Annotated in this window: 23 protein-coding genes; 4 read left to right on the top strand and 19 right to left on the bottom strand. The window is 73.2% G+C overall.

Annotated elements, in window-relative coordinates:
* Positions 1–212: 212 nt before the first annotated feature.
* The gene (locus tag IO20_RS0113580) at positions 213–1,088 is read left to right on the top strand and encodes a poly(ethylene terephthalate) hydrolase family protein (RefSeq protein ID WP_030552364.1); all 876 of its coding nucleotides are present in this window, start codon (positions 213–215) and stop codon (positions 1,086–1,088) included.
* A gap of 73 nt (positions 1,089–1,161) precedes the next feature.
* Here IO20_RS0113580 and IO20_RS37595 read toward each other — a convergent pair whose 3' ends face one another.
* The 4 genes from IO20_RS37595 to IO20_RS0113560 form a co-directional block, all read right to left on the bottom strand.
* Positions 1,162–1,719 carry an HAAS signaling domain-containing protein gene (locus IO20_RS37595; RefSeq protein WP_051874565.1) on the bottom strand — a complete coding sequence of 186 codons (558 nt, stop codon included), beginning with the start codon at positions 1,717–1,719 and terminating at the stop codon, positions 1,162–1,164.
* A complete protein-coding gene (locus tag IO20_RS0113570) occupies positions 1,716–2,087 on the bottom strand; it encodes a PadR family transcriptional regulator (protein WP_030552370.1) in 372 nt (123 codons plus the stop codon). The genes IO20_RS37595 and IO20_RS0113570 overlap by 4 nt, the downstream gene beginning before the upstream one ends.
* A 105-nt stretch (positions 2,088–2,192) precedes the next feature.
* Complete coding sequence (locus IO20_RS0113565) at positions 2,193–5,267, bottom strand: glycoside hydrolase family 3 protein (protein ID WP_030552372.1); 3,075 nt, start codon at positions 5,265–5,267, stop codon at positions 2,193–2,195.
* Between the two features lie 68 nt (positions 5,268–5,335).
* Positions 5,336–7,237: a lectin gene (locus IO20_RS0113560; RefSeq protein WP_051874566.1), complete on the bottom strand. Its 1,902-nt coding sequence runs from the start codon at positions 7,235–7,237 to the stop codon at positions 5,336–5,338.
* Positions 7,238–7,454: 217 nt separating this feature from the next.
* Between IO20_RS0113560 and IO20_RS39675 the strand changes: the two genes are divergently transcribed.
* The gene (locus IO20_RS39675; RefSeq protein WP_106978622.1) at positions 7,455–7,631 is read left to right on the top strand and encodes a DUF3459 domain-containing protein; all 177 of its coding nucleotides are present in this window, start codon (positions 7,455–7,457) and stop codon (positions 7,629–7,631) included.
* Positions 7,632–7,642: 11 nt separating this feature from the next.
* Here the strand turns inward: IO20_RS39675 and IO20_RS0113550 are convergent, their stop codons facing one another.
* From IO20_RS0113550 to IO20_RS39670, 8 genes are read right to left on the bottom strand one after another with little or no spacing between them, the layout of a single operon-like run.
* Entirely contained in the window at positions 7,643–8,851 is a 1,209-nt protein-coding gene (locus tag IO20_RS0113550) for an NADase-type glycan-binding domain-containing protein (RefSeq protein ID WP_051874567.1), read from the bottom strand.
* A 5-nt stretch (positions 8,852–8,856) separates the two neighbouring features.
* On the bottom strand, positions 8,857–9,450 hold the full coding sequence (locus IO20_RS0113545; protein ID WP_030552378.1) for a phage tail protein: 594 nt from the start codon (positions 9,448–9,450) through the stop codon (positions 8,857–8,859).
* Positions 9,447–11,435, bottom strand: a complete 1,989-nt coding sequence (locus tag IO20_RS0113540; protein ID WP_030552380.1) for a putative baseplate assembly protein — start codon at positions 11,433–11,435, stop codon at positions 9,447–9,449. The genes IO20_RS0113545 and IO20_RS0113540 overlap by 4 nt, the downstream gene beginning before the upstream one ends.
* 10 nt (positions 11,436–11,445) lie before the next feature.
* On the bottom strand, positions 11,446–11,844 hold the full coding sequence (locus tag IO20_RS0113535) for a GPW/gp25 family protein (RefSeq protein ID WP_030552382.1): 399 nt from the start codon (positions 11,842–11,844) through the stop codon (positions 11,446–11,448).
* 39 nt (positions 11,845–11,883) lie between these two features.
* Positions 11,884–13,698 carry a VgrG-related protein gene (locus tag IO20_RS0113530; protein WP_030552383.1) on the bottom strand — a complete coding sequence of 605 codons (1,815 nt, stop codon included), beginning with the start codon at positions 13,696–13,698 and terminating at the stop codon, positions 11,884–11,886.
* On the bottom strand, positions 13,695–14,435 hold the full coding sequence (locus IO20_RS0113525) for a CIS tube protein (protein ID WP_030552384.1): 741 nt from the start codon (positions 14,433–14,435) through the stop codon (positions 13,695–13,697). The genes IO20_RS0113530 and IO20_RS0113525 overlap by 4 nt, the downstream gene beginning before the upstream one ends.
* Before the next feature lies 1 nt (position 14,436).
* Entirely contained in the window at positions 14,437–14,874 is a 438-nt protein-coding gene (locus tag IO20_RS0113520) for a phage tail protein (RefSeq protein ID WP_030212278.1), read from the bottom strand.
* A gap of 39 nt (positions 14,875–14,913) precedes the next feature.
* Complete coding sequence (locus IO20_RS39670; protein ID WP_106978623.1) at positions 14,914–15,600, bottom strand: hypothetical protein; 687 nt, start codon at positions 15,598–15,600, stop codon at positions 14,914–14,916.
* A 154-nt stretch (positions 15,601–15,754) separates the two neighbouring features.
* Between IO20_RS39670 and IO20_RS40295 the strand changes: the two genes are divergently transcribed.
* The gene (locus IO20_RS40295; protein WP_157850769.1) at positions 15,755–16,633 is read left to right on the top strand and encodes a hypothetical protein; all 879 of its coding nucleotides are present in this window, start codon (positions 15,755–15,757) and stop codon (positions 16,631–16,633) included.
* A gap of 1,238 nt (positions 16,634–17,871) precedes the next feature.
* Here the strand turns inward: IO20_RS40295 and IO20_RS40715 are convergent.
* From IO20_RS40715 to IO20_RS0113490, 4 genes are all read right to left on the bottom strand, one after another.
* Positions 17,872–18,024: a DUF6760 family protein gene (locus IO20_RS40715; RefSeq protein ID WP_169749528.1), complete on the bottom strand. Its 153-nt coding sequence runs from the start codon at positions 18,022–18,024 to the stop codon at positions 17,872–17,874.
* Positions 18,021–18,443 carry a hypothetical protein gene (locus IO20_RS0113500; protein WP_051874569.1) on the bottom strand — a complete coding sequence of 141 codons (423 nt, stop codon included), beginning with the start codon at positions 18,441–18,443 and terminating at the stop codon, positions 18,021–18,023. The genes IO20_RS40715 and IO20_RS0113500 overlap by 4 nt, the downstream gene beginning before the upstream one ends.
* Positions 18,443–18,886, bottom strand: coding sequence for a phage tail protein (locus IO20_RS0113495; protein ID WP_030212267.1), 444 nt, complete (start codon positions 18,884–18,886; stop codon positions 18,443–18,445). The genes IO20_RS0113500 and IO20_RS0113495 overlap by 1 nt, the downstream gene beginning before the upstream one ends.
* Before the next feature lie 83 nt (positions 18,887–18,969).
* A complete protein-coding gene (locus IO20_RS0113490) occupies positions 18,970–20,556 on the bottom strand; it encodes a phage tail sheath family protein (RefSeq protein WP_030552387.1) in 1,587 nt (528 codons plus the stop codon).
* A gap of 633 nt (positions 20,557–21,189) precedes the next feature.
* On the opposite strand from IO20_RS0113490, the gene IO20_RS0113480 reads away from it, so the two are divergent.
* Complete coding sequence (locus tag IO20_RS0113480; RefSeq protein WP_030552388.1) at positions 21,190–22,815, top strand: peptidoglycan-binding domain-containing protein; 1,626 nt, start codon at positions 21,190–21,192, stop codon at positions 22,813–22,815.
* 111 nt (positions 22,816–22,926) lie between these two features.
* Here IO20_RS0113480 and IO20_RS0113475 read toward each other — a convergent pair whose 3' ends face one another.
* Genes IO20_RS0113475 through IO20_RS0113465 form a run of 3 tightly spaced genes read right to left on the bottom strand, consistent with a single transcriptional unit; the run spans position 22,927 to position 26,227 of the window.
* The gene (locus IO20_RS0113475; protein WP_030552389.1) at positions 22,927–24,921 is read right to left on the bottom strand and encodes an ATP-binding protein; all 1,995 of its coding nucleotides are present in this window, start codon (positions 24,919–24,921) and stop codon (positions 22,927–22,929) included.
* Entirely contained in the window at positions 24,918–25,577 is a 660-nt protein-coding gene (locus IO20_RS0113470; protein ID WP_037635395.1) for a Pvc16 family protein, read from the bottom strand. The genes IO20_RS0113475 and IO20_RS0113470 overlap by 4 nt, the downstream gene beginning before the upstream one ends.
* Complete coding sequence (locus tag IO20_RS0113465) at positions 25,577–26,227, bottom strand: helix-turn-helix transcriptional regulator (protein WP_030552391.1); 651 nt, start codon at positions 26,225–26,227, stop codon at positions 25,577–25,579. The genes IO20_RS0113470 and IO20_RS0113465 overlap by 1 nt, the downstream gene beginning before the upstream one ends.
* Positions 26,228–26,457 lie beyond the last annotated feature (230 nt).

The following is a 26,457-nucleotide window of genomic DNA, read 5'->3' as shown; positions in this document are numbered from 1 at the left end:
GGCCGTCCGCCGACCCGGACGGCCGTCACCGCGCGCCGCCCCCACCGAACCACGGATTCGGCGGGGGCGGCGGCGTGCTGTGGGCAGTTGCCCAAGCCGGCCTCCTCAGATCTGGGCCCCTGCCGACAGACAGCCGCCCCGGCACCGCTCGATCATGGCCCTGGCCACGCTTGCGAGGACGCGCAACGTGCCGGATCCGTAGAGGAGTTCGTATGCCAGGGAGAACGGGCCGCGTCTTCAGCGGCCTTCTGCTCGCCGCCCTGATGGCGGTGTGCACCACGCCGGGCACCGCCGGCGCCGTCGCCGACGGGATCACCGCAGGGAGTGTTCCCTCCGTCGGCACCGCCTGGGGGCAGCCGGGACCGTACGAGGTGGACGTCGACATCGAGGCGGTGCACACCTTCTACTACCCGCGGGACATGGGGCGGTCGGGGGAGCGGCATCCGGTCGTCATCTGGGGGAACGGTACGGGGGCCGTGCCCGGCTTCTACAGCTCGCTGCTGCGGCACTGGGCGAGCCACGGCCTCATCGTCGTCGCCGCCAACACCCCCACGTCGAACTTCGCGCTCAGCATGCGCGCGGGAATCGACGTCCTGGAGCACCGCGACGCGGACAGCGCGAGCCGATTCCACGGCAAGGTGGACCTCGACCACATCGCCTCCGCCGGTCACTCCCAGGGCGGCGCGGCCGCCGTCAACGCCGCCGTCGACCCGCGGGTGGACGCGGCCCTGCCCATCCAGCCTGGGCCGCTGACCGATCCGGACCTGATGGACGAACCCGTCTTCTACCTGGCCGGCCAGCGCGACCTGACCGTGTGGCCGGCCCTGGTGAAGGCCCTGTACCGGGACTCGGACCACGTGCCCGCCGTCTACGGCGAGGTCAGGGGCGCCGGGCACCTGGACTCCATCGGCGACGGCGGTGACTTCCGCGCCCCGACCACCGCCTGGCTGCGCTTCTGGCTGCTCGGCGACGAGAACGCCCGGGGGATGTTCTTCGGTCCCGGGTGCGGCTACTGCGCCGACGGCGATCTGTGGTCGGGCTGGGAGCGCAACTCCCGTGCTCTCCAGATCCCCGGCCCCGCCGCCTGACGGCACGCACGAACGGCTCCGGGGCGTCCCCTCCAGCGGAGGGGGCGCCCCGGAGCCGTACCGCGTCCCTGCCTCAGCGGCGTACGGCGCGCAGCAGGACGGTGGCGCCGACCGCCGGGACGCCCAGGGAGAACGCGAGCAGCAGCAGGAGTTCGATCGGACCGATCCGGGACGCGGCCCCGAGCAGGGCGCCCACGAACACCAGGACCGGGACGGCCACGGCGGTCGCGGTCCCGATCACCTTGTGCCGCGTCTCCCACCGGGGTGCGCCCCACAGCAGGGCCAGGCCGGCGATCAGGGCGATCGTCCCCACGACGGAGCTGGCCAGGAGCAGAGGTCCCGAGCAGCCGAGCAGGATCACGGTCAGCTTGGCGCGGCCGGGTGCGACCGGAGCCGGGTGGATGTGGCCGGCGGGCGTCTCCTCGGAGAGGGCGGACGCGGCGACCGTACGGGGCTCCCCGAGCCCGGTCAGGACCTCGCGGACCTGGTCGTCGTCCCGCGCGTCGCTGGCCTCGACGTGTTCGCGGAGGTCCGCGAGGAGCTCGGCCCTGCGTTCGGCGGGCAGCTCGGCCGTCTCGCGCGCGACGGCGTCGAGGTAGGCGGTGACGAGCGGGTGGTCGATGGCGTTCATGCGGGATCCCCCTGTGGGTCGGTGAGGAAGTGGTCGACGGCGTCCCGGAACAGCGGCCACGCGCGGGCGAACTCGGTGAGAGAGGCGAGCCCGACGGCCGTGAGCGTGTAGTAGCGGCGCGGCGGTCCGCTGGGGGAGTCGCGCAGCTCGGTGTCGACGAGTCCCTCGCGGCGCAGCCTCGACAGCAGCGGGTAGATCGTGCCCTGACTGGTGGTCATGACGCTCACCGCGGAGAGCTCGGCGACGAGTTCGACGCCGTACTTCGGCTCGTCCCTGAGCAGCGCGAGGACGCAGTACTCCAGCAGCCCCTTGCGGAGCTGGCTGGGGACTCTGCCCCCCGCCTCGTTCATTGCGTTACCAGGAACCATGTAATGCAAGATAGCTGGGAGGGGGGCCCGGGACAAGCGTGATCCCCGGGGCGAGCCTCTCGCCCCGGGGATCGAACCGTCAGCTCGCGGTCCCGTCCGCCTCCGTCAGCCGGCGGCCCGGTACGCCTCCGTCAGTCTGCCGATCGCGCCCACCGGATCGCCCGTGAGCAGCAGGTGGTCCGCCTCGGCGAACGGCTTGGCCACGGCCTCCGTGATGTCCTGACCGATCTTGTCCTGCACGATCAGCCGCGCTGTCTCGACGAGCCTCCGGCCCTCGGCGGAGCCGCCCCGACCGGCCGCCCGGAGCACCTCGGCCGCGGCGCGCACGGCCCGCAGAGCGGGCTCCCCTCCGGACCGGGCCGTGAGGGTGGTCAATCCCCAGCCGTAGGGGAACTGCGGGTCGTAGCTGCTGTCGCCCACGTTGACGGGCAGTTGCGCCTCCGACCTCGGCCACGTCACCGGCAGTCGACCGGTGAACGGCCGCGTGCCGTAGAGGACGTCGGCGACACCGTCGCCCTCCGTGCCGGGCAGCCAGGACGCGACGAGCGCGTCGACGGCCGGCAGTCGGTCGCCGATCAGCTGGGGCCGCCCGGACACCACCAGAACCGCGCAGGGCATCGCCGCGCAGACCTTGTCCACCGCCGCCTTGTCGGCGGGGCTCAGTTCGAGGTCGTGGCCGTTCCCGACATCGCCGAACCCCTCGGCGTACGGGGTCTCGCCGACCACCACCACGCCGATGTCGTAGCCGTCGGTCGGCGCCGAGGCGTCCTTCGACCAGGCGATGTCCGCATCCGGCGCGGCCTTGCGCATCCCTTCGAGGATCGTCGTACCGGTCGTCGTCCGTCCGGACGCGCCCTGCCAGCTGATGGTCCAGCCACCGGCCTGGTTGCCCAGGTCGTCGGCATTCGACCCGGCCACGTACACCTTCTGCGTGGGCTTCAGCGGCAGCACCGCGCCCTCGTTCTTCAGGAGCACCTGGGACTTCGCCACGGCCTCGCGTGCCACCGCGCGGTGCGCGGGCGATCCGATCGACGGCAGGTGCGTGGTGTCCGCGTACGGCTTCTCGAACAGACCGAGGCGGAACTTCTGCGTCAGGACGCGGGCCACGGCGTCGTCGATCCGCGCGGTGGAGATCCGGCCGGCCTCCACCTCGGCGGTGAGGGTCCGGATGAACTCCTGGTAGTTCGTCGGTACCATGATCATGTCGAGCCCGGCGTTGACCGAGGTCCGCACGTCGCCGGGATAGTCGCCGGGGATCTGGTCGATGGCCTGCCAGTCGCTGATGACGAAGCCCTCGAAGCCCATCCGGTCCTTGAGGACCCCGTTGATCATCTCGGCGTTCGCGTGCATCTTCACGGGCCCCCGGTCGTCGCCGAGGACGTCGAGGGAGGAGTACGAGGGCATGACCGTGCCGGTGCCCCGCTTAACCGCCTCGGCGAACGGAGCGAGGTGCACCGCTTCGAGCTCCGCGCGGCTGACCCGGGTGACGCCCTGGTCGGTCGTGTACGAGCCGGTGGTCGAGGAGCCGAAGGCGGTGCCGCCGTCGCCGACGAAGTGCTTGGCGCTGGTGAGCACCTTGTCGTTGCGGTCGAGGTCCTTGCCGTTGCGCGCGCCCTGCATGCCGTTGATGACGGTCTCCATGGCGGTGACCAGCGCCGGGTCCTCCCCGAAGGCCTCGTACGACCGGCCCCAGCGTTCGTCGCGGGTCACGCACACGCACGGCGCGAAGTCCCAGGGGACGCCGGTGGCCCGCACCTCCTTCGCGGTCACGGCCCCGGTCCTCGCGGCCAGTTCCGGATCGCGGCCCGCGCCGATGCCGATGTTGTGCGGCATGATCGTCGCCCCGATGACGTTGTTGTGCCCGTGCACCGCGTCCACGCCGTAGATCAGCGGGATCTGGAAGCGGGTCGCCCGGGTGCGCAGCTGGTACGCGTCGACCATCGCGGCCCAGGCCTCGGGCGTGTTGGGCGTCGGGACCGAACCGCCGCCGGAGAGCAGGGACCCGAGGCCGTACCCGGCGATGTCACCCGGCGCCTTGAGCGCGTTGCGCTCGGCCTGCGTCATCTGCCCGGCCTTCTCCGCCAGGGACATCCGGGAGACCAGGTCGGCCACCCGCCTGCGCACCGGCAGCCGGGTGTCGAGGTACGGCAGCCCGTGCGCGTTCACCACGACCAGTGGGTCCTCCGCGGGAGCCTTGGCGCCTTCGACCGTCAGCCGGAGCGGAACGGTCTCCGCGGACTCGGCCGCACCGTCCCTCATCGTCGGCACGGTGATCGAACGGGTCGTACCGGACGGCGTCCCGGCGGGGAACACGACGCTCCCCGTGACAGGCCGGTAGTCCTTCCCCGGCTCGGCGCTGCCGCCGTCCCCCGTCCCGTACGTGACGGTGACGGGCTCGCCGGTCGGTCCGGAGCCGGTGGTGGCCACCGAGACGTCCACCCGGGCGCTGCCGCCCTCCTCGACCGGGTGCACCACGGACTTCGTGACCACCCTGGTGGTGAGGGCGGGTTCCGCCGTGCCGTACAGCTCCACGCCGTCGAGGGCGAACGCCCCCGGCCCGCCGGTGGGGAGCGTGACGGCGTACCCCCACATCCGGTCGAGCCCGAGGACCTGGTCGATGCCCCCGACGGGCTGGTAGTCGGTCCGGTAGACGAACGCGGAGAACGGGATCTCGACGAGGTGCCAGCCCTCCCAGTCGTCCGTGAAGGACGTCGTCCACAGTTCGGACGCCTCCCCGTTCGCGCCGCCGTCCTTGATCTCCAGCGCGATCCGGCGGCCCGAGCCGGGCGGCAGCGGCGCGGTGTTCTGGCCGTACCACCACAGCCGGATGCCCTTGTACGCGGTCCAGTCGTGGGCCGGCCGGTCGAAGGCGAAGTCGTGGGTGAAGCCTCCCCAGCCGCCGATGTCGTAGCGGCCCTCGAGGACCTTGCCGCCCTCGGGGGCGTCGGCGCGCTCCGTCAGTTCGAGCCGGGGGTGCGACCCGGTGGCGTCGCCCCAGGTGAACAGTCCCTCCGCCGGCGGCCCCGCGAACGGGACCTCACCCTCGAACCGGTCGACGACCCGGGGGACGGGTTCCTGGGCGGCGGCATTCGGCGGACCGCCGGTGAGCAGACCGGTGAGCACGGCGGTCGCGGCGACCACCGCCGCGCTCAGCGTCCGCCGGGGACGTACGGGTGGCATGCGGGCTCCTTCGAACAGGCGCGGGGCCTGTGGGGTGGGGGACGGAGAAGGGCTGTGTGGGCCGTGGATCAGGCCGGATCGTGGGTCCACTTCTGGTTGGCCCCGCCGGTGCAGGTCCAGATCTGCGCCCGGGTCCCGTCGGCCGACGAGTTGCCCGTGACGTCCAGACACTTGTTCGCGCCCGTGTTCACCACGTCGTGCGTGGCGGCGTCGTAGGTCCAGCGCTGCGCGGCGGTGCCGTTGCAGTTGTACAACTGGACCCGCGCGCCGTCGGCCGTCGAACCGCCGGTGACGTCGAGACACTTGCCGAGCGCCCGCACGCTGCCGTCGGCGGCGAGCGTCCAGCGCTGCGCCGCGGTGCCGTTGCAGCCGTACAGCTGGACGGGCGTGCCGTCGACGGTGGCCCCGCCGGCCACGTCCAGGCACTTCCCGGCCAGACCGGTCAGCGGGCCGGCTCCGCCTCCGCCGGCGGGCGTCCCCGCCCAGGTGAAGGTCGCGGTGGTGCGGGCGGGCAGCGTGTACGTGAAGGACTGGCCGCCCCAGTCGACCCGGACGGACTGGGCGGAGCCGCCGCCGTTGTGGGCGATCAGCGCCTTGGAGCCGTCGGGGTTGCGCCAGGCCACGTTCTTCACGGTGCTGTTGGCGGTGGAGGCGATGCGGTACGCACCGGGCCTGACGAACTTGGTCAGGTGACCCGTCGTGTAGTACTCGATCGTGTAGTCGACCTGCCCGGCGCGGGCGCCGCCCTCCTGCACGGTGACGAGACCGGTGCAGGTGCCGCAGCCGCCGTTGTGCGGGCCCATGTTCTGGTTGAGGGCCAGGCTCCACTTGACCAGGCTGCCGCTCCAGTTGCGGGCGTAGTCGACGATGTCCCTGAGGTCCTCGTCGTGCTGGTCGGCGATCCAGGTGCCGCCGGAGTGCTCGGTGCTGAACTGCTTGACCGTCGGGTACTGCTGGTGCACCTGTGTGCCCACGGCCGGGTCTCCGAAGTAGCCGTGCCAGGCGATGCCCCCGAACAGCGGATCGTCGCGCACGCCCGCGTCGCCGAGGATCCCGGCGCCGAAGCCGGCGTAGTCGCCGTAGTTCCAGTCGTGGACGAGGACCTTGGTGGTGAGGCCCGCGGCCCGGAAGGCCGGGTAGACGTGGTTCTTGGTGAACTCGACGAGCCCGGCCGGGTTCCAGCTCATGCCGGGGTAGTTCATGGCGGTCGGGTTGCCGGCCTGACAGCAGTTCGGCTCGTTCTGCACGGAGACGTAGTCGACCTTCACCCCGGCGGCCTGGTAGCTCTGCACGTACTTGACCAGGTACTGGGCGTACAGCGGGTAGTACTCCGCCTTGAGCCAGCCCATCTGGTCCATCCGGCCGTTGTCCTTCATCCAGCCGGGCGCGCTCCACGGCACGCCCTTGACCCGGAGTGCCGGGTTGAGCTGCTTGGCCTGCGCGGTCAGCAGCCGGACGTTCGTGTCGTAGCCGTTGGACCCGAAGTCGTTCAGGTCGCAGCACGTGTCGTCGAGGGAGACGTTCCCGGGACGGGAGAGGTCCGAGGCTCCGATGGGGTTGCGGACGAAGGAGAGGCCGATGCCCTCGGTGGGCGAGAACAGCCTGCGCATCACCTCGTCGCGGGTGGCGGCACTGACCGCGCCCCCGCGCAGGAGATGGGCGGTCGTGTCGGTGATCGACGCACCGCCACCCTCGAACTGCTGGTACGTGGTGCCCTCGTCGACGGTGAGGGTGTGGCTCGCGGCGCCGCCGGCCGGCCCGAACGCGAGGGGTGCCTGCGGGGCGAGTCCCCGGATGACGGTACGGCCGCCGGAGTCGGAGGTGGTGGTGAGCCAGACGTCGACCCGCTCGCCGGCGGCCTGCGCGGTGCCGGGCCCGGTGAGGACCAGGCTGCCGGCGACGAGGGCGCCGGCGGTGAGCACGGTGAGGGGGCGCAGTCCTCGGAGGTATCTGAGCCCTCGGTTAAGCATGTAATGCACCTGACAACCCTTTCGCCGTTTCGTGCCTCATGGAGAACCCCCAACAGCAAGACTTTTATCAAGGCATGAAGTTATGGGGCGTCTGTGGGGCCGTCAACCCTTCGGGCGCCCAGGCGTGATGTCGGCCCCACGCGGGTCGCGTTCGCGTGGGGCAAGGAGTCGGCAATGACGCGACTGGCGTGATGTCCGGCCTCCGCACCAACAGGCGGTGCCCGCGCGGGAAGGAGCCCTCGCCCTCTCCCGCACCGGCGGCCTGGTGTGCGTGGTCAACCTCTTCCCGGCCCCGGCCGCCCTCCCGCCGTACGAGCGGCTGCTCCTGTCGAGCGGTCCGCTGGACGCCGACGGCGGGCTCCCCACCGACACGGCGGTGTGGCTGCGCACCTGACCGGCGGAGCGTCAGGAGACGGAACGGCCGAAGAACTCCAGCTCCGCGACGGCCACCTGCCGGCGGGAGTCGGCCCGCCAGGCCGTCCGCAGCACCAGCTGCACCGACAGCGCGTCGCGGACCCGGACGTCGACGCGCTGGGTGCCACCGTCGTTGATGCGGTGGTGTGAGACGCGCGTCTCGCCCGAGGAGTCCCTGACCACGAGGTCGAAGGTGCGCGGGGTCGCCTGACCGTCGGCCTGGGTGGTGTTCTTCGCGCTGCCCGGGGTGATCAGGACGCTCAGCAGATCCGTCGGCTCGGCGAAGCGGGCCTCCAGGTACTGGCCGGCCGAGTCACCCGCGTACCCCGTGCCCCACCAGGTGTTGGAGTACCCGTCGCCCGCCAGCTTCGCGTCCTGCTTCGGCGCGGAGTGCGAGGCCGCCCAGGCCACCGGATGCACCGGGACACGGGTGGCGAAGTGGTCCTGGACCGCGCGCGCGGCGGGCGGGCCGCCGACGACACCGCCGACCACGACCGCCACGACCGCCGTGGCGATCAGGGCACGGACGATCCAGCGGCTCCGGTCGCGGTTGAGCCCGGGGCGACGGCCCGCGTAAGGCCCCTCGGCCGTCGAGAGCCGCTCGGGGACCATGGGCGTCGCGCAGAAGCGGCAGAAGTGACGACCCGGGGTGTTGGCGAGCGAGCAGGCAGGGCACGGCGTGCCGCCCTGGACGGGCGCGGGCGCCCCGGCCGCCCGGACCGCCGGACGCGCCGCCTCCGGACGCGCGGGAAGCACCGGCGCGGCCACGGCCGGTTCCCGGGGCCGGTCCCCGGGGACGGGGACGAGGAGGGAGCGTACGAGCGTGTCCGAGGGCCCGTCGGACACGGTCCTCGCCTCCTCCGGTACGGGGGTGGGCGCGGGAGCCGGGGAGGCCGGGTCCACGGCGGGCAGCGGGGCGGTCACCTCCTCGGGACCCGACGGCGTCGGTGCGGATGCCGAAACTCGGCTCGGCTCCGGCCGGGCCGCCGGCACCGACGGCCCGTCTCCGCTCCCCGCCTCGCCGGCCGGCTCCTCCCGGACCGTCGCCTCGGCACCGGGCGGAGTCCCCCCGGCCGCGGCGGCGTCCGCCGGGGTGTCCCAGCGCAGGAAGGCTCCGCAACTGTCGCAGAACGACTGGTCCGACGTCCGCACCGGGCTCGCGCAGTCCGGGCACGGACGGGTCTGGGGCGCGTCACTCATCAGGGTCAAGCTCCTTCGGATGTACGGGAAGAGGTCGCGGAGGACGGACCGGACGCGGTCACCGCCACCGTGAACGGCAGGTGCGCGGGACGGGCCGCGGCCACCACCGCGCGCAGTCGGTGCGGATCCACGGCAGCCGGGTCGGCGACCCGGAGAACCACGTGCAGCCCGGACACGGGCGTCCCGGGGAACGGGCCGAGCGGCGCGGCGGACCAGCTCGCACCCCCGCTCTCGGAGATCTCCGGGGCAACCCCGAAGGCCAGCCGGACCGCAGCCGCGAGCCCTTGACGGGTGCCGCGCACCCGGTGCAGCGCCACGGCGGAGGCGACCGCGTGCCGGCGCAGCGCGATCGGCTCCCCGCCGTCCAGCTCCGCGCCGACCCAGGTCGCGAGGTAGTCCACGAAGTCGGCAGGGGCCAGCGCGGGCGAGAAGTACGCCTCAAGGGAGTCCAGGACGTTGAAGAGCGGAGCGAGGACGACGTCGAGACCGGCCACGAACCGCTGGCCGAAGTCGTCCTCCGCGTAGACGGCGGGCAGCGCCGCCCCCAGCGGGTACGGCGTCGCAAGGCCCGGGACCGTCCCCCGCGCGGACCCGCTCACCGCGCCTCGATCACACGGACACGATGGTCGAACGGGAAGAGCAGCGCGGACGGCGCCAGCTCGATCCGGTCCGTCGTCTCACCCCTGCGACCGGTCAGCGGATCCGCCGGGTGCAGCAGGACCTCGTCCACCAGCTCCACGCCCGGCACCCGCTGGAGCGCCGCGAAGACCTCCCCGGCCCGCAGCGGGCGACCGAACGGCCACCCCTCGCCGTGCGCCCCGCCCGTCAGCGGGTCCAGGTACGCGTACAGCGTGTCCAGCGCCTCCGCGCGCACCCGCTCCGCCTCGGCGGCCCGGAAGGAGTGCAGCGTCGCCACCACCGTCACTCCCTGGTAGAACGGCGGCCCGACGGCGAGCCGGGTCCCCAGCGGACGCCGCTCGTCCAGGAAGCCCGTCACCCGGGACAGGAGTTCCTCGCCCGGCACGAGCTGCTCGAACCGCAGCCGGCCACCCCGGTCCGGTACCGCCTGCGGCACGACCAGGACCCGCACGGCGTTCTCGCCGGCCTCGGCCGCGTCCGCCGCCAGACACGAGATCCGCGCGGCCTCGGGCGCCGCCCGGCGCGCCAGCTCCTCGTAGTCCCGGGCGGTGACCGCCCGCTCCTGCGCCCGCAGCGTGACGGGCGCACGGGACTTGGCCTCCTCGACGGTCTCCCCGTCGACGCCGCCGCGTGCCGCCTCACGGTTCTCCACCCGCGCGATGTACGGGATGGAACTGCGCAGGACCGTGATCGTGGAGCGGGCCACGTTGCCCGCCCGGCCGCCCCCGGTGCCGTAACGGACCGCGCGGATCGCCGCACCCTTCGGCGGCACCGCCCCGAACTGCCGCAGCGTGCCGTCCGGCTGTCGCACACACGGCCCGAAGGCGATCTCGCCCGTGGTCGCGTCCAGCGTGAAGTGGCGGTCACCCGGGCGCGAGGAGGCGAAGTCGCGGACCACGCTCCACTCCTGCCAGCCGGCCTCGGGATCCTCCTCGTCCCCACCGCCGTCCGCCCGCCCGGCGACCTGGAGCAGCAGCGGAGGACGGTCCACCACCGGCGCGTGCGCGAGCCGGACCCGCTGCCCCGCGACACCCTCGGACTCGCCGAGGGGTTCGTCCCGCACCGTCTCCGCGTGCGCCGCGCGCACCGTCCCGCCGATGGTGAACGCCCCCGCGGCCCGTACGGTCGGGGACTCGCTGTACGAGGGCAGCCCCTCGGCGGCCTCCACGACCCGGCAGCGCACCCAGCCCGCCTCATGCCCGGCGAGCCGCGACACCACGTGCCCGGACGGCATGTGGAGCAGCACCTCACCCGGGCGGTTCAGGCCGCCCGTGGTGTCCTCGTCCACCTCGCAGACCACCCAGCCCTCGGCCGCCGTCCACGCCTCCCACACCAGGGGCGGCCTGCGCGGGTCCACACCGACACCGTCCACCCGGCTGTCCAGGTCCAGCACGAGCAGACAGTCCGGCACGGCCGCCGAGAGACCGAGCAGCAGCAGATCGCCGATCCGGGGCGCCGCCGAGAACGCGGGCACGTCCTCGCCGCCGAGCAGGTCCTGGGAACGGTCCTCGGGCGTGCCCCCGGCCTCCTGGCGTACGAGGTGGGTCAACGCGCAGGGCACGACCGTCAGATCGGCGCTGGTCGCGAAGACCACCGCCTCCTCCGTCTCCGTCCGCCCCGTCGACACCTCCGTGCCGGTGGGCAGCACCACCGGCTCCGGCTGCGGCGCCGAGAGCCGGAACGTGATCTCGGCACGGGCGGCGGCGGGCGGGAACAGCGTCACCCCGAGCAGGTCGAGGAAGGCCAGATGGTTCTTCTCCGGAACCCGGTTGAGACGGTAGACGAGCTGGTCCGCCATGTGCGCGACGGCCTCGACCAGGGTGACCCCAGGGTCCGAGACGTTGTGGTCGGTCCACTCGGGGCACGCCTGCTGGATGTAGCGCTTGGCGTCGTCGACGAACTGCTGGAAGCGCCGGTCGTCGAGATGGGGTGCGGGCAGGGCCATGGCGGCTCTTTCAGTCCTCGGAGGGGATGACGTAGAAGGGGAAGACGAGATTGCGCGGGTTGTTGGCCCCGCGTACCCGGTAGCGGACGTCGATGTGCAGCGTGGTCGGCTCGTCGGGCGCCGGGGCGACCGTGACGTCCTCCACGTCGATGCGCGGCTCCCAGCGGTCGAGCGAGGACATCACCTCGTACCGGACCCGCCCCATCGTCGCGTCGTTGACCGGGGCGAACACCAACTCATGCACCGCGCAGCCGAATTCGGGGCGCATCGGCCGCTCGCCCGGAGCCGTCGCGAGGACGAGCCGCATCGACTCCTCGATCTCGCGGTCGCGCCGGACGAGCGCGATGGAACCGCTGGGGCCGGTCCGCAGGGGAAAGGCCCAGCCGGCGCCGACGAAGTGCTCACTCAAGGGAAGGTCCTCCTCCGGACTCGGAAAGGGCGCCGGCCGTCAGAACGGCAGGTTCGCCACGACGGGGTTGGGCATCGGAACGGTCGAGGTCACGAACGTCGGGGCGTTGACGACGGCCTGCGTGAGCGCGGAGACCTTGAACTTCATGCCGGCCTTGATGTCCACGCCGAGCCCCGCGTCGAGCTTGATCCGCCCCTTGGCCGACAACGTCAGATCGGTCCCGGACTCCACCGTCACCCCCCGCGCCCCCGAGATGGTGACCGTGCCGTCGCTGTCGATGGTCAGCGTGGTGCGGGCCTCGTTCAGCTCGACGCTCAGTCCCCCCTTCGACGTACGCAGCCGGATGCCGTGCGAGGCACGGGTCCGGCCGCCCTCCTCCCGCAGCTCCACGGTGTGACCGGTACGCGAGGTCAGCGCGCGCCACTGCACCCGCCCGCTCGTCGGATCGACGGGCGGCACCCGGTCGGTGGCCGGGGTGTGCTTGTCGACCCCGTTGTAGAGCCCCGCCAGCACGTACGGATGCTCGAGGGACCCCCGGTCGAAGGCGCACAGCACCTCGTCGTCGACCTCGGGGAGCATCAGACCGCCGCCACCCCGCCCGCCGAGCTGGGCCACCCGGCACCAGCCGCTCTCGTACGTCGCCGACAGCCACGGGAAACGCAGCCTGACCCGGCCGAGCGAGAGCGGATCCTTCGTGTTGGTGACAAGGGCGACCGCCACGCCCGGCATCGGCGGCGCGGGCTCCCCGCCGCCCGAAGCCGTCCCGTACAGCGAACGGAACTGCCGTCCCGACACCGTCAGCCACGTCGCGAACTGCCGTCCCGACGCGAAGACATGGCGCACCCCGGTGGCGGTGTACCGCCCCTCGAAGGGGAAGCCCGCGCCCTTCACGGCAACCGGCTGCCCCGGCTTCAGGGACGGATTGCCGGTGACCGCCACCTCGAGCTCCGCGAACGAGCCCGTGACGTCGTCGGCGAGCGCCGCGGCCGCCTGCGTCACCTCCGACTGTGTGGTGAACGGCGTGCCCGTGAAGGCCAGTTCGGCAGGGCCGAAGGGCGCGGAGAGCTGCGCGGGGGTGATGTCCGAGACGATCTCCCTGCTCGCGACGGCGGGAGTCGGCGAGGACAACGCCTGCTTGGTGCGGGGATCCCACCCCCGCACATCGACCTTCCCGACCTGCCCGGCCGCGGTGACGGACACCCGGCTGTGCAGCGTGTTGCTCCCGAAGTCCAGGACGTACGGGCTGACCGCCGCGGGAGTGGTGTCGGCGGGAGCGGAGGAGGCCGGGGGCAGCGCGGCGAAGACGAGCCGACCCGCCGGGTCGAGGGACAGCCGTACGTCGTTCTCCCGCGCCAGCCGCGAGAGGAAGTCCCAGTCGGTGATGTTGGGCTGGGTGGCCAGCTCGTACACGGTCGGCGTCGCGTCGACCCGGCCGAGCGGGACGCGGTTGAGAGCGGCGAGCTTCCTGACGATGTCCGATGCCGTCATGTTCGGATAGCCCTCGACGCGCCGACTGCGCAGCAACCGGTGCCCCGGGTCGTAGCCGCGCACGATCAGATACCGGCCGTGGCCGGGCGACGCGTCCACCTCGACGGCGGTGACCTCGCCGGTCAGCATGGGCTCCCCGAGCTTCCCGTCGGTGAACGGGGACAGCACCGCCATGGCGCCGACCTTCAGGAACGGGAACTTCCCGGTGAGGGTGCCGTCCTTGTCGCCGAAGGTCAGCTGGAAGGCGGACGGGACGTTGACACTGGCGTCCACCCAGCCCTCGGTGAGGCGGACCGCGAGCGGGTCCGGCAGCGGCGTGCCGTCGAGCTGCACGTGGAGGACGGTGGTGAAGGTCTTCTCGCTCATGAGGCGCCCTCGGTCTCCGGCGTTTCGGTGGTGGACGGGAGCAGCAGTTCGGTACCGGGCCGCAGCCGCATCGGGTCGTCGATGCGGTTCGCCTCGGCGATGACACGCCAGCGGGTCGCGTCGCCGTACTCCCGCCAGGCGAGGGACGCCAGGGAGTCGCCGGCGACTGTGCGGTGCACCCGGCGGGCCGACAGGGCGCCGGACGTCGGGTTCTGCTTCTTCGTCGCGCTGGAGATCTCCGTCAGCGACAGCGAGCAGGTGGCGCGGATCGGCATGCCACTGGGGCTGAACAGGGTGTACGTCGCCGAGACGGACGTGACGTACGCGACGAACTGCACGGTCGAGAACGAGCCCCAGGAGAACTGCACCCACGGCGGCGAAGGCGCCTTCGCGGCGATGCTCTGCTGGGTCACCTCGCAACACGAGAGCAGCAGTTCCACCTGCTGCTTCACGTCGTTGGACGACGGGTCGCCGGAGCGGTCGAGGAAGACCTCCAGCTGCAGCTCGGCGGGCCGGCTGCCGGTGAACTTCGGCGGCGCGCCGCGGTCGTACGCGACGGCCTGCTCCGTGAACCAGCTCGCGGACCGGCTGAGTTGCAGCTGATTGGGGTTGAACTCGAACTTCACCTCGCCCAGCTTGCCGCCGTAGCTGCTCGACAGATCGGTCGGCGGCTGGTGGATGGCGAGCGAGGCGCGCGACAGTCCGCTGGCAGCCAGTCCTCCGAAGGACGGGGCCATCTCAGGCTCCTCCCGCGTCGGTGAAGCCGTGGTGCGCGATCTCCAGGGTCTCGGTCGCGACGGCCGGGCTCGCCGGGTCGAGGGTCGGGCCCGTCCAGCGGACCGGCAGCACCTCGACCAGGCCCCACTGGGCGACGACCGACCCGTCGGCGCGAAGCGCCGCGATCTGCGCCGTGGGGCGGGTGATGCCGGTGGCGAGCGACGAGATCCAGGCGGCGACCTTGGCCGTGTCCGGGGTGAGGGGACGGGTCAGGCGGATGGTGGAGAACGTGACGCGGGTCGGGAGCTGCCAGACGAAGCCGTTGTTGCCGCCCTCCTGACGCTGCTCCACCTCCACCTCGGAGGAGAGACCGTCACAGCCGTTGAACAGGCCGAGGTCCTGGCCGTCGATGGCGAGCTTGAAGAAGACGGTGGATGCGGGGTCCTGCTGCTGGGGCATGGTGCGGATCTCTCGGATAGGCGGTGGTGGGAGGGTCGGTCAGCGGCCGTGATCGCGGAGGCGGCCCACCCGCTCCCGGTCGGCGCGGAGCTCGGCGCGCAGCAGCCGCGAGAGCGGGGTGACGAGACGCCGGGCCAACTCGTCGAGATGGCTGGGCGATTCGGCATCACCGACGGCCGGCCCGGTGGGAGCAGGACCGGCGGTGCGCTGTACGGCCGCCGGGGCGGGAGCGGTCCGGGTGACCGTGGTGGCACGCGGGGCGGGTGCTGTGGGTGAGGTGGCTCGTTGGAGTGGGGCCGGAGTGACGACGGGGGGCTTTGAGACGGTCGGGACCGGGGCTGCTTCGGGGGCGGGCGCGGGGGCGCTCTGGCGCTGGACCACCACAGGGCGGGTGACCGGCCGCGCCGCGGAGGGCGGGGCGAGGGGAACGACGGGGCGCGGGGACCCGAGGGGCGCCGTGGTGCCGCCGGCGGCCGGCCCGGCGGAGGAGCGCTGGACGGTGGGCGCGGGCGCGGGCGCGGGCGTGGGCGTGGGCGTGAAGAGGGGAGCGGGGCTCGGGGCGGTGGAGGTACGGGCCGGGGCGGACGTGCCTTCGGCTCCCGGCAGGCTCGGGGTGAGCGACCGCGTGGAGGCGAGCGGAAGCGTGGCCCGCCGCTGTACGGGGTGCGTCGTGGCCCGGGGCAGGTCGGGCACGACGACCACGGGCACGGGCGTGGGCGCGGGCACGAACGTGGGCCTGGGCCCGGGCGCGGGCATCGGTGAGGGGACGGGAGCGGGTACGCCGACGGGTGGAGGAGCGGGGGAGAGGTCGGAACTCCGGGGCCGGGGAGCCGCCGGGGCCCGCTGGAGGTCGGGAAGCGGGGGCGCGGAGGCGGAGGGGGTGAGCGGTACCGGGGCGGAGGGGGTGCGGGCGGGGGCGACCGGGGTCGGTGCCACCGGCGTTATTGGGGTGGCCGGGGTGGCCGGGGTGGCCGGAACGTGCGCCGCGGGCGCCGAAGGCGTTCCCGGAACCCTGGACGTGGACGTGGACGTGGACGTGGACGTGGAAGCGGTCGCGGTCGCCCGTTGGATGGGCGCCGAATCGGTGGCACTCGGGGCCGGTGCCGCCGCCCGAGGTGCGGGCGAGCCGATGGAGCCGGGCGTGGGCGACGCCTTGGCCGGCGCCGACGTCTCGCGGTCGGCGGAAGCACGGGGGAGGGGCGCCCCGATCGGGGACCGTCGCGGCGCACGGCCCGGTTGCGGCGCGGGCGCGTCGGCGGCGGAGCGCCGCACGGGGGCGCCGAGCCCGGGCTGCGGCGTGGGCGCGTCGGCGGAAGGTCGCGGCTGGACGGCGGAGGACGCCGGGGGGGCGGAGGTCGCGGGCCCTGTGGGACGCACGGGAGCCGCCGGGGCTGCCGGGGGCGCGGGCGTGGTGGCGGGAGCGCGCGCGATCAGGGGGGCCGGTGACCCGGTGGATGCGGCCGCACGCGGGGTGGCCGGGGAGACGGGCATGGCCTGGGCAGCCGGTGATGTCGGGGACCCCGGCGAGGCCGGAGCCGTGCTACCTGAGGAGGCGGCCGGACCGGAGCGAGGCGTCGGAGCCGCCGGTCGCGGGGGAACGGTGACCGGGGCGGCACTCGCAGGGTGGGTCGGGCTCGGAGGCCGAGCCGGACCGGCCGGGTTCACCGGGCCGGTCGATGCTGTCGGACTCGTCGGACTCGTCGGACTCGTCGGACTCGTCGGGCTCGTCGGGCTCGTCGGGCTCGTCGGAGCCGGCTGAGGTGCCGGACCCACCGGAGCCACCGGCCCGACCGGGACCGCCGGGGCCGCCGAGGGCGTGGAGGCAGGCGCATTCGTGCTCCAGTCGGCACCCGCCGCGCGCCGTGAGCGGCGTACGGCAGGCCGCCGCTGCACCGGAGCGACGGGCGTTCCGGAGGGAGTCCCGGGCCCCTCGGGGGAAGGGGGGCCCGGGACGTTCTGGGGCCGCCCGGCCGCCGACGGCTCCGGTGCGGCGCTGATGGGCGCGGTCGTACGGTCCGGGGCCGACGCCCGCTGGACGGAAGGCGTGCTGGACCCGTCCATGCGACCGGACGGCGCCTCGGCTCCGGCCGGATCCAGCCGACGTGGCGGCTGCACGGGCCGGGCGGTGACCAGCGGTGAACGGCGAACGGGTGCGGGCCGTACGGGCCGACGGGGTGGGCTGGCGGTGGACGGCGCCGCCGTGAGCGGTGTCCCGGTCACATCTCCTCCGGCCTCGGACGCGAAGCCGGAAGCCCGAGTGCTCAGGTCGGGACCGCTCGCGGGCGCAGCGGCGCGCTGCACCGTCCCACCGGCGGACGGGACGGCCCGGGCGGACGGCGCGGGCCGGTCCTTGCCCGACGCCTTCGTGCCCGACGCCTTCGCGCGCGGCGAGGTGTCCCCCCGTACCGAAGGAGCGGCAGCCGCACCGCGTGCGGGTGCGGCCACCTCACCCCGTGCCGGAGGAACCTTCCTTGCGCTCCCTCCGTCCGGCGTCGGCGCGACCCGCCGCTGAACGGCCGACGGCACGACGCCCCCGCCCCCGCCTCCGCCCCCGGCTTCCGTGGTCGCCGACCCGCCGGCGCCGCCGCCCTCCGAAGCCGCCCCGGCCACCGGCAGCCGCAGCCCCGGCAGCTCATGGGGCTCCGCCTGCGCGGGGTCGCCCGCCGCCCGCTGCACGGGCCGCATCGCGTCGAGCAGGACGCCGCCGGGCGCGTCCGGCACCGCCCCATGGCCGAGGTCGCTCTGGAAGGAGGGGTTCCAGTGGGTCGCGAGGGACGCGGCGAAACCGTGCTCCGCGATGGTGAGCGGAGCACCGACCATCCGCTGGACGGGCGGCAGCGCCCGCCACGCGTCGCCGGGAGCCGCCGCCGGACGCGCGACCGGTGCCACGCTCTCCGCCGCGGCCCCGGCCCGCGCGTCACCGCGCGACGACCGCCCCGTCCGCCATCTCTCGAACATCCCCACCGTCTCCTCCGACCTCCCTTCCCTGCCCTGCCGTTACGCCTGCGACCGCTCCACCAGCGAGGCCACCTGGCCCACGTACCTCCGTCGGTCCGCGTGCTCCAGATCGAGGATGTCGTCCATGCCCCAGTGGAAGTGGAAGGCGAGGTACGCGGTCTCCTCCTCGATCCGGTCGGCCGCGTACGTCACGATTCCCCCAGGCGGCTCCCGGCCAGCTCGACCTCGAAGGACTCCTCGCAGTGCGGGCACGCGACGGCGGCCCTGGTGTGGCCCTCCGCGTTGATCTGCCGGTAGAAGTCCTGGAGGAACGCCAGGTCGGAGGCGAACATGTTCTCCACCGTCCCGTCGTGGACCGACGGGAGCGTGCCCAGCCGGGTGATCACCCGGCCGAGCAGCACCACGGACAGGTACGCCGGGTTCTCACGGACCCGGATGTCCCGCAGCGGGAGCAGCTCGTCCCTGGCCGTGGCGAGCCGCATCGCCCCGTGGCGGTGCACGGTGCCGGCCTCGTCGACGAACCCGCGCGGCAGCTCGAACTCGAACTCCGTCCGCAACGGCTCGTGTTGACGTCCCCGCTGCGCTTCCGCCGCTCCTCCTTCGCGTCGCATCAGCCGAGCGTCAGCTCTTCGAAGGTGATGGTGACCTGCTCGGTGAGGGCGGCGGCGTCGCCGGCCTTGGTCGCGCTCAGCTCCACCTTGGTGCACCAGGCGTTGCGCAGGTTGTACCGCTTCACCTCGGTGAGCTGGTAGTCCAGGAAGATGATGGACGCGTCCTTGCGGGCCGAACCCATGTCGCCGGCGATGGAGGACGCGATCCACTCGGTGAAGGCGGCGGACTGGGTGGCACCACGGGTCACCGTGCACTCGCCGGCCTTCTTCACGCCGGGAAGCTTCTTGATGATCGGCTTGCCGTCCGCCGAGACCTGCTGGAACTCGATCACGTCCTGCTCCATGGAGAGGCCGCTGATCTCCTGCAGGGTCTCGACCATGACGCCGTCGATCTGCAGGCCGAAATTGTGGGTAGTGAGGGCGTCACCGGTGTCGAGGGACATACGGGTCACTCCTGTTCATGTAAGGGGTCCGGCTGGGCGGAGAAGGAGGGAAGGAGCTGGGAGAGGGACGAGAAAGAGGAGGACTACTCCTCCAGTTCGCCCCCGCCACCCTGGAACTGCGCGAGGCGGAAGACCACGAACTCGGCGGGCTTCACCGGGGCGATGCCGATCTCGCAGACCACGCGACCGAGGTCGACGGACTCCGGCGGGTTCGTCTCGGCGTCGCACTTCACGTAGAACGCGTCCTCGGCCCGCTGGCCGAACAGGGCGCCCTGCCGCCACTCGTTGACGAGGAAGGCCGAGACGTTGCGGCGGATCCGGGCCCACAGCGACTGGTCGTTCGGCTCGAAGACGACCCACTGGGTGCCGACGAGGATCGACTCCTCCAGGTAGTTGAAGTAGCGGCGGACGTTCAGGTAGCGCCACGCCGGGTCGGAGGCCAGCGTCCGCGCGCCCCACACCCGGATGCCGCGGCCCGGGAAGGCGCGGATGCAGTTCACGCCGATCGGGTTGAGCAGGTCCTGCTCACCGCGCGTGATCTGCAGCTCCAGGTCGACGGCGCCGCGCACGATCTCGTTGGCGGGGGCCTTGTGGACGCCGCGCTCGGCGTCGTTGCGGGCCCAGACGCCGGCCATGTGCCCGGACGGCGGCACCGTACGCGTCTGACCGCTCGCCGGGTCGAAGGACTTGATCCAGGGGTAGTAGAGGGCCGCGTACGGGGAGTCGTAACCGGCCACGTCCTGGCGCCACTTGCGGATGTCACGGGCGTTGAGCGAGGGCGGCGGGTCGAGGATCGCCATCCGGTCGCCCATCAGCTCGCAGTGCGCGACGAGACCGAGCTGGACGGCCTTGACCTGCTCCAGGTCGATGAGCCCCTGCTGGTAGGCGGCCATCAGGTCGGGCACGGCGACCATGTTGATCTCGTCGTACGCCTCCAGGCCGCCGAAGCCCGTACGGTCGGCGGAGTCGCCGATGAACTGCTTGGACTCCAGCGCGGCGGCCACCTCGGTCCGTGTCGCGACGGGCGCGGGAACCTGCGCGGGCGGTGCGAGGGTGACGGCCTGGGCGTCGGGCCTGGCGAGCTGCCCGCCGGCCGCGGCCTCCTCGATCACGATGGTCTTGGACCGCTGCTTGACCTGGGCGACGACGTAGTTGCGCGCGCTCTTCTTCGCGGAGGCGTCGAAGCTCTCGACGACCTTCTCGCCGTCCTTGACGACCAGCTTGAAGCGCTCGGCCTCGCCCTCGACGTCCTGGACCTCGACGGTGAGCGCCCCACCGGCCTCGGACCCCGCGGTGATCGCGGCGACCCGGAAGGCGCCGAGTGCGACGGACTCACCGGCGACGAGCTGAGGTGCGGCACCGGCGGCGGTGGCGGATCCGACGGCCTGGGTGGCGCCGAGGGCGTCCCCGCCGCCCACCCGCACGACGTACGCGGCGGTGCCTCCGTTGTTGAAGAACCCGTACACGGAGTGCGCGAGGTAGTACCCGTCCGTGAAGTCACCGAACGACGCGACGTACTGCGACCAGTTGGTGACGAGCACCGGCTCGTTGAGCGGCCCGACGGGCGAGAGTCCGACGAAGGCGGCGACCGAGGTCCCCATCCCCTCGATGGGACGGGAGCCGCTGGCGACTTCCTCGACGTAGACGCCGGGGGACAGGTACGTGGGCATGGGGCGTGCTCTCCTTGGACGGGGCGGGATGGGACGGGCGGTCGGTGAACCGAGGTCTGTGCGGGGCGGCCGGCGGCTAGCGGTTCGACGGGGGCGGCATCGCCGTCCCGGCATCGGCCGCCGGGCGGTCGCCCCGGGCGGCCTCCGGTTCGCGGTGGTGCGTCGACTTCATTCCGCTCGCCCTCCCCTTGGCCGTAGACAGCGGTCGTACGCTTCCGACTCTCGCCGAGTCCGCCGCCCCCGACCAGGGAAGAAGGGGCGCTCGCGAGGGCAACAGGCGTTGCCCTCGCGGACACCGGCACTGCCCGTCGGCGAGACGGCCGCTGCCGCCGGTCAGTCGCTCCAGAAGACGAACGCCGCGCATGGGCGGACGAACGACCGGGTCTCCGGCCCTTGGCGACGGAACCCGCGCATGCGAAGGTACGGCGGGGGTACGGGTCCACCCGTGGCCCGGACAGGCGCTGCGGGACGGCCGGCGACTGCTTCGACACCCCTGCGCGGCGCAGCGGCACCCTTCCGCACCGAGCGGAACCCCGGTCCGTGCCGCGAAGGGACACAGGGGCACCGTGCGCTGCCCCCGAGCAGGGACTTTCGGGCAGCCGGGCACCACCCCCGCCCCCTTAGCGTTCGCCCATGACCATGTGGACCTCTCTGGACCCGACCGAGGTGACCGTCGAGCCCGGGGCCCGGGCCGGCGCCCGACTGCGGGTGCGGAACACCGGCGACACCGTCGAGGAGTACCGGCTCTCCCTCGTCGGCAAACCCTCGGGCTGGTCCCGGGTGGAGCCGGACGTACTCCGCCTCTACCCGGGCAGCGAGGGGACCGCCGAGATCTCGTTCGCCCCGCCCCGCTCCTCCGACGTGGAGGCCGGCCCCGTCGCGTACGGCATCCGTGTCGACCCCCGGGAGAACGCCGCCGCCCGCGACGTGGTGGAGGGCAGGCTGACCATCACGCCCTTCACCGAGACCCGCGCCGAACTCCTGCCGCCCGCGCTCCTGGGCCGCTTCCGCGGCCGGGCCCGCATCGCCGTGGACAACCTCGGCAACACGCCGCTGACCGCGTCCCTCGTGGCGCGTGACGAGGCCAACCGGCTCACCTTCGACGTACGTCCGAACGCCGTGCAGATCGCCCCGGGCCGCGCCGCCTTCGGCGAGCTCGTCGTACGCCCGCAGGCCGTGCGGTGGACCGGCACCGAGGAGTCGCACCGGTTCACCGTGGCCGTGCGACGGGCGGGCGACGACACCGCCCTCGACCTCGACGGCACCTTCGACCAGCGCCCCGTCTTCGGGAACTGGCTCGTGGTGGTGGGCGGACTCCTGCTGACCGCCGTGATCGCCTTCGTCGTGCTCTGGTTCAACTTCTCCCCGAAGATCGTCAGCGCGGCGAAGGAGATCCGGGCGACCGGCGCGCCGAGGCCGGCGCCCCAGGGCGACGGTGAGGCGCTGCCCGAAGCACCGCCACCACCGGGCGGGACCGGAGCGCCCAAGCCCGGCGGAAAGGCACCCGGAGGCCCTCCGCCCCTCACGGACGGTGGGCCACCGCCGCCCGGCGGGGGTGGCGGACAGGGGGGCGACCCCGGAGGGGCCCCGACGGAGGGCGGACAGGACGGCGGCGGCGCACCGACCGAGGAAGCGCCGGAACCCGGCGACGGCGGGAACGAGCAGCCCCCCGCGCCGCCCGCCGACACCCCGACTCCGCCCCCGTGGGTCCCCGGCTCCCCGAAGGACGTCATCGTCGAGTTCGCCCAGGAACGCCTGGCGAACATGTCGTCCAGCAACCCCTGCCGGCTCCAGCCGGGTTGGTCCCCGGGCGTGATCGACACCCCCACCCGCAACGCCCTGGCCTGCTACCAGGACGCCGTGTACAAGGACGGTGTCGAGAACCAGAAGAACTCCGCCGCGATCTTCGAGACGGATGACAGAGGCACGCTCGGACGGGCCACACTCACCTCGCTGTGGGCCCAGGGCATCACGGTCGACAGGGTGCGGGTGGGTGGCACGAGTTGGGAGACCACCCAGCTGACGGCCGCGTTCTGGGCGGCGTACAACCGTGATTACAGCCCCACCGACTTCCAGCGGGCACGCACCAACGCCCAGTACGGCATCGACCACTTCCGCCTGGACAAGGACATGACCAGCCGCTACAGCAGCCAGGTCGAGGACAAGATCCGCGCCTATCAGGCGGCCGTCGGCCTTCCGGCGACCGGCACGGTCGACGCGGCGACGATCAAGAAGCTGGTCGGCGGCAGCGTCATGTGAGCCGTGAGCGGTCGACTCGACACGTAAGGAGGGGCCACCCCGTGCGGGGTGGCCCCTCCTTGCCGTCAAGCTCCTGCCGTCCGCGGAATCACGACCCTGCCGTCCGTACCGTCACGGAGACCAGGGCACCCCCGCGTCCGGGACCAGCCGCCCCGCCTTCTGGTACTCGCGCCGCGCCCCGGCCCGTAGGTCCGCACCGGTCACCGCCGAACCGCGGGCCGCCGCCAGGTATCCGGCCGTCACCGCGGCCGACCGGATCGAGCCGCCCGCGAGTTCGAACTCCTTGGCGCAGCACGCGATCTCCTCGTCCACGTCAGCCTCCTTCGGCACGCCCGCGAGGCACGTCTGCCAGAGCGAGACCCGCTGCTCCGCGTCGGGGAAGGGAAAGTCCACGACCAGGTCGAGCCGGCGCGTGAACGCCTCGTCGATGTTGGCCCGGAGGTTGGTGGTGAGCACCGCGATTCCGTCGAACGCCTCGAGGCGCTGCAGCAGATACGCGCTCTCCAGATTGGCGTACCGGTCGTGCGAACTCTTCACCTCCGACCGCTTGCCGAAGACCGCGTCGGCCTCGTCGAAGAGCAGCACGCAGTCCGTGCGGTCCACCTCGACGAAGATCCTCTCCAGGTTCTTCTCGGTCTCGCCGACGTACTTGTCGACGACCGAGGACAGGTCGACCACATACAGATCCAGGCCCAGCTCACCGGCGACGACCTCGGCACCGAGCGTCTTGCCGGTCCCGGACTCACCGGCGAACAGCGCCACGACACCCCGCCCCCGCCCACCGCCGGTGCGCAGCCTCCACTCCCCGAGCACCCGGTCCCGATGACGGGCCCGGCCCGCCAGCTCGCGCAGCAGCCCCGACGGCTCCTCGGGAAGGACGATGTCGGCGAAGCCGACGGCCGGCCGGATCCGCCGCGCATGACTGTCGAGCAGCGGCGCGGAGACCAGCCGTGCACTGTGCTGCACCTGCGCCGTCGTGAGCGCGGTTCCCTCGAACGCGGCGAGCGCCCGCGCCGCACGGGCCGCCCGACGGACCTGGTCCCCACTGAGACGGTACGGTGCGGTGGCCTCGTCCAGATCGAAGTCCTCGGCGAGCCCCTCGAGTTCGAGGCGCCACACGTCACCGGCATGCGTGGCGTCCGCCGGCGCGTCGAGCGCCAGCAGCTCCGCGTCCGGGGCCCACCCGGGATCGGGCGCGTCCGCCCCGGCGAGGACCACCGTCGCACCGGAGGAGGCCAGGGCGCGCACCAGGGGACCGGGCTTCGGCGGCAGCGGCTCGACGACCACGGCCGCACCGCGCAGCCGGGCCTCCCGCAACAGCGTCCGCGCCGCCGTCGCATCGGCGGACTCCGGCCGGTAGCGCAGTACGGGCCGTCCGGCGGCAAGCAGCGCTGCCACCACCGCCCCGGTGGCGGCCCCGGGGACCCGCTCGCGCAGATGTACGGTGACGGCCCCCGCCGCGGCGACACGCGCACCGAGCGCCGTGGGCGCCCCGACCGCGCCCGCATCGGCCGGAGTCAACAACTCGACTCCGCACTCGCTGAGTTGGCCGTCAAGACGGGTGTCGTCGCCCAACAGATGTGCCACCACCCGCTCCGGCACGCGCAGCGCACGCCCGGGCAGCGGCCGGTCCTCGTCGTCGACGTCCAGCAGGCCGCCGGAGCGCAGCGGTGCCGCCGGGTGGAAGCGGTCGCGTGCGGCGGGGTCGAAGGTGCCCGTGCCGGCGAGGTCAAGGGCGAGGGCCACGGTGGCGCGCCGCCGCCCGACATCGTCGTTGAGGTACCCGTACAGCGCCTCGAAGCCCCGGTCCACTTCGGGCGCGAGCGCCGCCAGGAGGATGCGCGTGTCGAGCGGCGACAGTCCGAAGGACCCCGTCAGGGCGCCGAGCCGATCAGTCCGGCCGGGCTGCGGCAGCGGGTCGTCGGCGTCGTAGGCCGCCGTGGGGACGGGCTCCGCCGCGATCCGGCGGGCCGCGTCCTCGGTGACGTAGAGCCCGCGCAGGGGATCGCCCGCCGTGGGATCCGAGGCGCTGCGGGCCTCCACGAGCGCGGCGACCCGCGCGCGCAGCGTGCCGAGCAGATCGAGCAGGCTTCGAGGATCGCTCATGCCCCGGTCACGCCCTTCGGGCGGGAGCCGGCACCAGGAGTCCCTCGGGCAGCCGTGGGCCGCCGGACCATCCGGGGCCTGGTCGCGGCGGGCACACCCTCGATCCCGCGCACGACGATCTCCGCCTCGGTGACCGGCGGAGCCACCTCGTACACAGGCGTGACCGGAAACGGCGTGGTGATCACGACGTCCAGTGAGGGCTTGAGCTCACCGCCGAGCGCCGACCAGATGTCCGCGAGGGACCGGGACTCGGCGGGCGGCACGGCCACGGTGATCGGAAGGGAGGTGGTGATCGGCCGCACCGACTCCGGCACGGCGTCGCCGGACAGCACCTCGTGGGGCAGCAGCAGCGCCATCGCGCCGGCGAGCAGCCGGTGCTCGTCCTCCGGCCGCGCGGTCCAGGCCGTCACCAGGTACGAGAGCCGGAACCACCGCGGCGGCTGACGTCTGCGCGTCACGACCCCGTCGGTGTCCCGCTCGGCGTAGGGGCCGCGTTCCCGCCGGGCCACGTCCTCCCGGAGGTCGTACAAGTAGGCGTTCAGGGTGGGCGCGTTGCGACGGGCCGCCCAGTCACGGGTCGGGGCGTCGAAGGCGACGTCGCCGGTGACGGCGGGCGCGAGCAGACGGCGCAGGGACTCGTCGATCTCATGGATCATCAGATGTAGCCTTCGCGGAGCGCGTACGCGACGGCATGCGCCCGATTGGTGAGCTGAAGACGCGTCATCAACGCGTGCAGGATGTTCTTGACGGTGCGTTCGGAGTAGGCGAGCTTCTCGCTGATCTGCCGGGTGTCGAGCCCCTCGGCGAGCAGCCGCAGCACGTCGACCTCGCGCGGAGCCATCCCGAAGAGCGGCACCGCCCCGCCGGTGGCCGCGCCCGTCGTCGTCGCCCGCTGCAGGCGCCCCACCTGGTTCAGCAGACGGCACACCAGATCCGGCGGCAGCTCGCCCTCGCCACGCGCCGCGCTGTGCACGGCGCTCAACAGCCGCTGCTCGGTGGCCTGATGGCGCCAGATGATGGCCCGCACCCCGTACTCGACCACCGCGAGCAGGTCGGGCTCGCGCAGCTCGCGCGCGACGAGCACGACCCGCTGGTCCCGGCCGCGCAGCAGGCGCCGCAACTCGGCGGTGGTGGACTCGTCGATCCGCTCGGCCAGCATCACGGCCACCGCGGGAGCGTCCCGGTTCGCGTCGTCCTGGTCGGGGACGACGTCGACGGTCGGCTGGTGCCGCAAGTGGCTGATGAGCCCGGCCCGGCTCAGCGGATCGGATGCGTGGACGGAAACCGTCACCCGCGTGGTGAGCACTTCCCCTACCTGCTCTTTCTCACTCGCCTCGGCGGCCCGGGCGCGCAGGGCGCCCGCACGCGACCGCCGAGACGGTCGCACCGGTGTCCCCCGCCGGATGATCGGCGCACAGGGTGAGCCCCCGAGGTCTACTGCTCCGTGGCCGACAGCACCGGCCACTCTGGGTCCCGTCGAGCATCCCTCGACGCGCTCACGTCCCACTAACGTTCTACTGCCGCTCGGCGAAACCT

Origin of the sequence: Streptomyces exfoliatus, assembly GCF_000725545.1 — a bacterium.
In the GTDB taxonomy this organism is placed as follows: Bacteria; Actinomycetota; Actinomycetes; order Streptomycetales; family Streptomycetaceae; genus Streptomyces; species Streptomyces exfoliatus.
The sequence above is the reverse complement of the archived record's forward strand: the minus strand, read 5'-3'. Positions and strand labels throughout refer to the sequence as shown.

What these genes read in the sequence shown, in the direction of transcription:
- IO20_RS0113525 (WP_030552384.1), bottom strand. Translation starts at nt 14,435, where the DNA reads ATGGCCCCGTCCTTCGGAGGACTGGCTGCCAGCGGACTGTCGCGCGCC.
- IO20_RS0113500 (WP_051874569.1), bottom strand. Translation starts at nt 18,443, where the DNA reads ATGCGACGCGAAGGAGGAGCGGCGGAAGCGCAGCGGGGACGTCAACAC.
- IO20_RS0113520 (WP_030212278.1), bottom strand. Translation starts at nt 14,874, where the DNA reads ATGCCCCAGCAGCAGGACCCCGCATCCACCGTCTTCTTCAAGCTCGCC.
- IO20_RS0113560 (WP_051874566.1), bottom strand. Translation starts at nt 7,237, where the DNA reads ATGCTTAACCGAGGGCTCAGATACCTCCGAGGACTGCGCCCCCTCACC.
- IO20_RS0113565 (WP_030552372.1), bottom strand. Translation starts at nt 5,267, where the DNA reads ATGCCACCCGTACGTCCCCGGCGGACGCTGAGCGCGGCGGTGGTCGCC.
- IO20_RS0113490 (WP_030552387.1), bottom strand. Translation starts at nt 20,556, where the DNA reads ATGCCCACGTACCTGTCCCCCGGCGTCTACGTCGAGGAAGTCGCCAGC.
- IO20_RS0113470 (WP_037635395.1), bottom strand. Translation starts at nt 25,577, where the DNA reads ATGATCCATGAGATCGACGAGTCCCTGCGCCGTCTGCTCGCGCCCGCC.
- IO20_RS0113580 (WP_030552364.1), top strand. Translation starts at nt 213, where the DNA reads ATGCCAGGGAGAACGGGCCGCGTCTTCAGCGGCCTTCTGCTCGCCGCC.
- IO20_RS0113540 (WP_030552380.1), bottom strand. Translation starts at nt 11,435, where the DNA reads ATGGCCCTGCCCGCACCCCATCTCGACGACCGGCGCTTCCAGCAGTTC.
- IO20_RS0113550 (WP_051874567.1), bottom strand. Translation starts at nt 8,851, where the DNA reads ATGAGTGACGCGCCCCAGACCCGTCCGTGCCCGGACTGCGCGAGCCCG.
- IO20_RS37595 (WP_051874565.1), bottom strand. Translation starts at nt 1,719, where the DNA reads ATGAACGCCATCGACCACCCGCTCGTCACCGCCTACCTCGACGCCGTC.
- IO20_RS0113480 (WP_030552388.1), top strand. Translation starts at nt 21,190, where the DNA reads ATGACCATGTGGACCTCTCTGGACCCGACCGAGGTGACCGTCGAGCCC.
- IO20_RS0113475 (WP_030552389.1), bottom strand. Translation starts at nt 24,921, where the DNA reads ATGAGCGATCCTCGAAGCCTGCTCGATCTGCTCGGCACGCTGCGCGCG.
- IO20_RS0113495 (WP_030212267.1), bottom strand. Translation starts at nt 18,886, where the DNA reads ATGTCCCTCGACACCGGTGACGCCCTCACTACCCACAATTTCGGCCTG.
- IO20_RS0113570 (WP_030552370.1), bottom strand. Translation starts at nt 2,087, where the DNA reads ATGGTTCCTGGTAACGCAATGAACGAGGCGGGGGGCAGAGTCCCCAGC.
- IO20_RS0113530 (WP_030552383.1), bottom strand. Translation starts at nt 13,698, where the DNA reads ATGAGCGAGAAGACCTTCACCACCGTCCTCCACGTGCAGCTCGACGGC.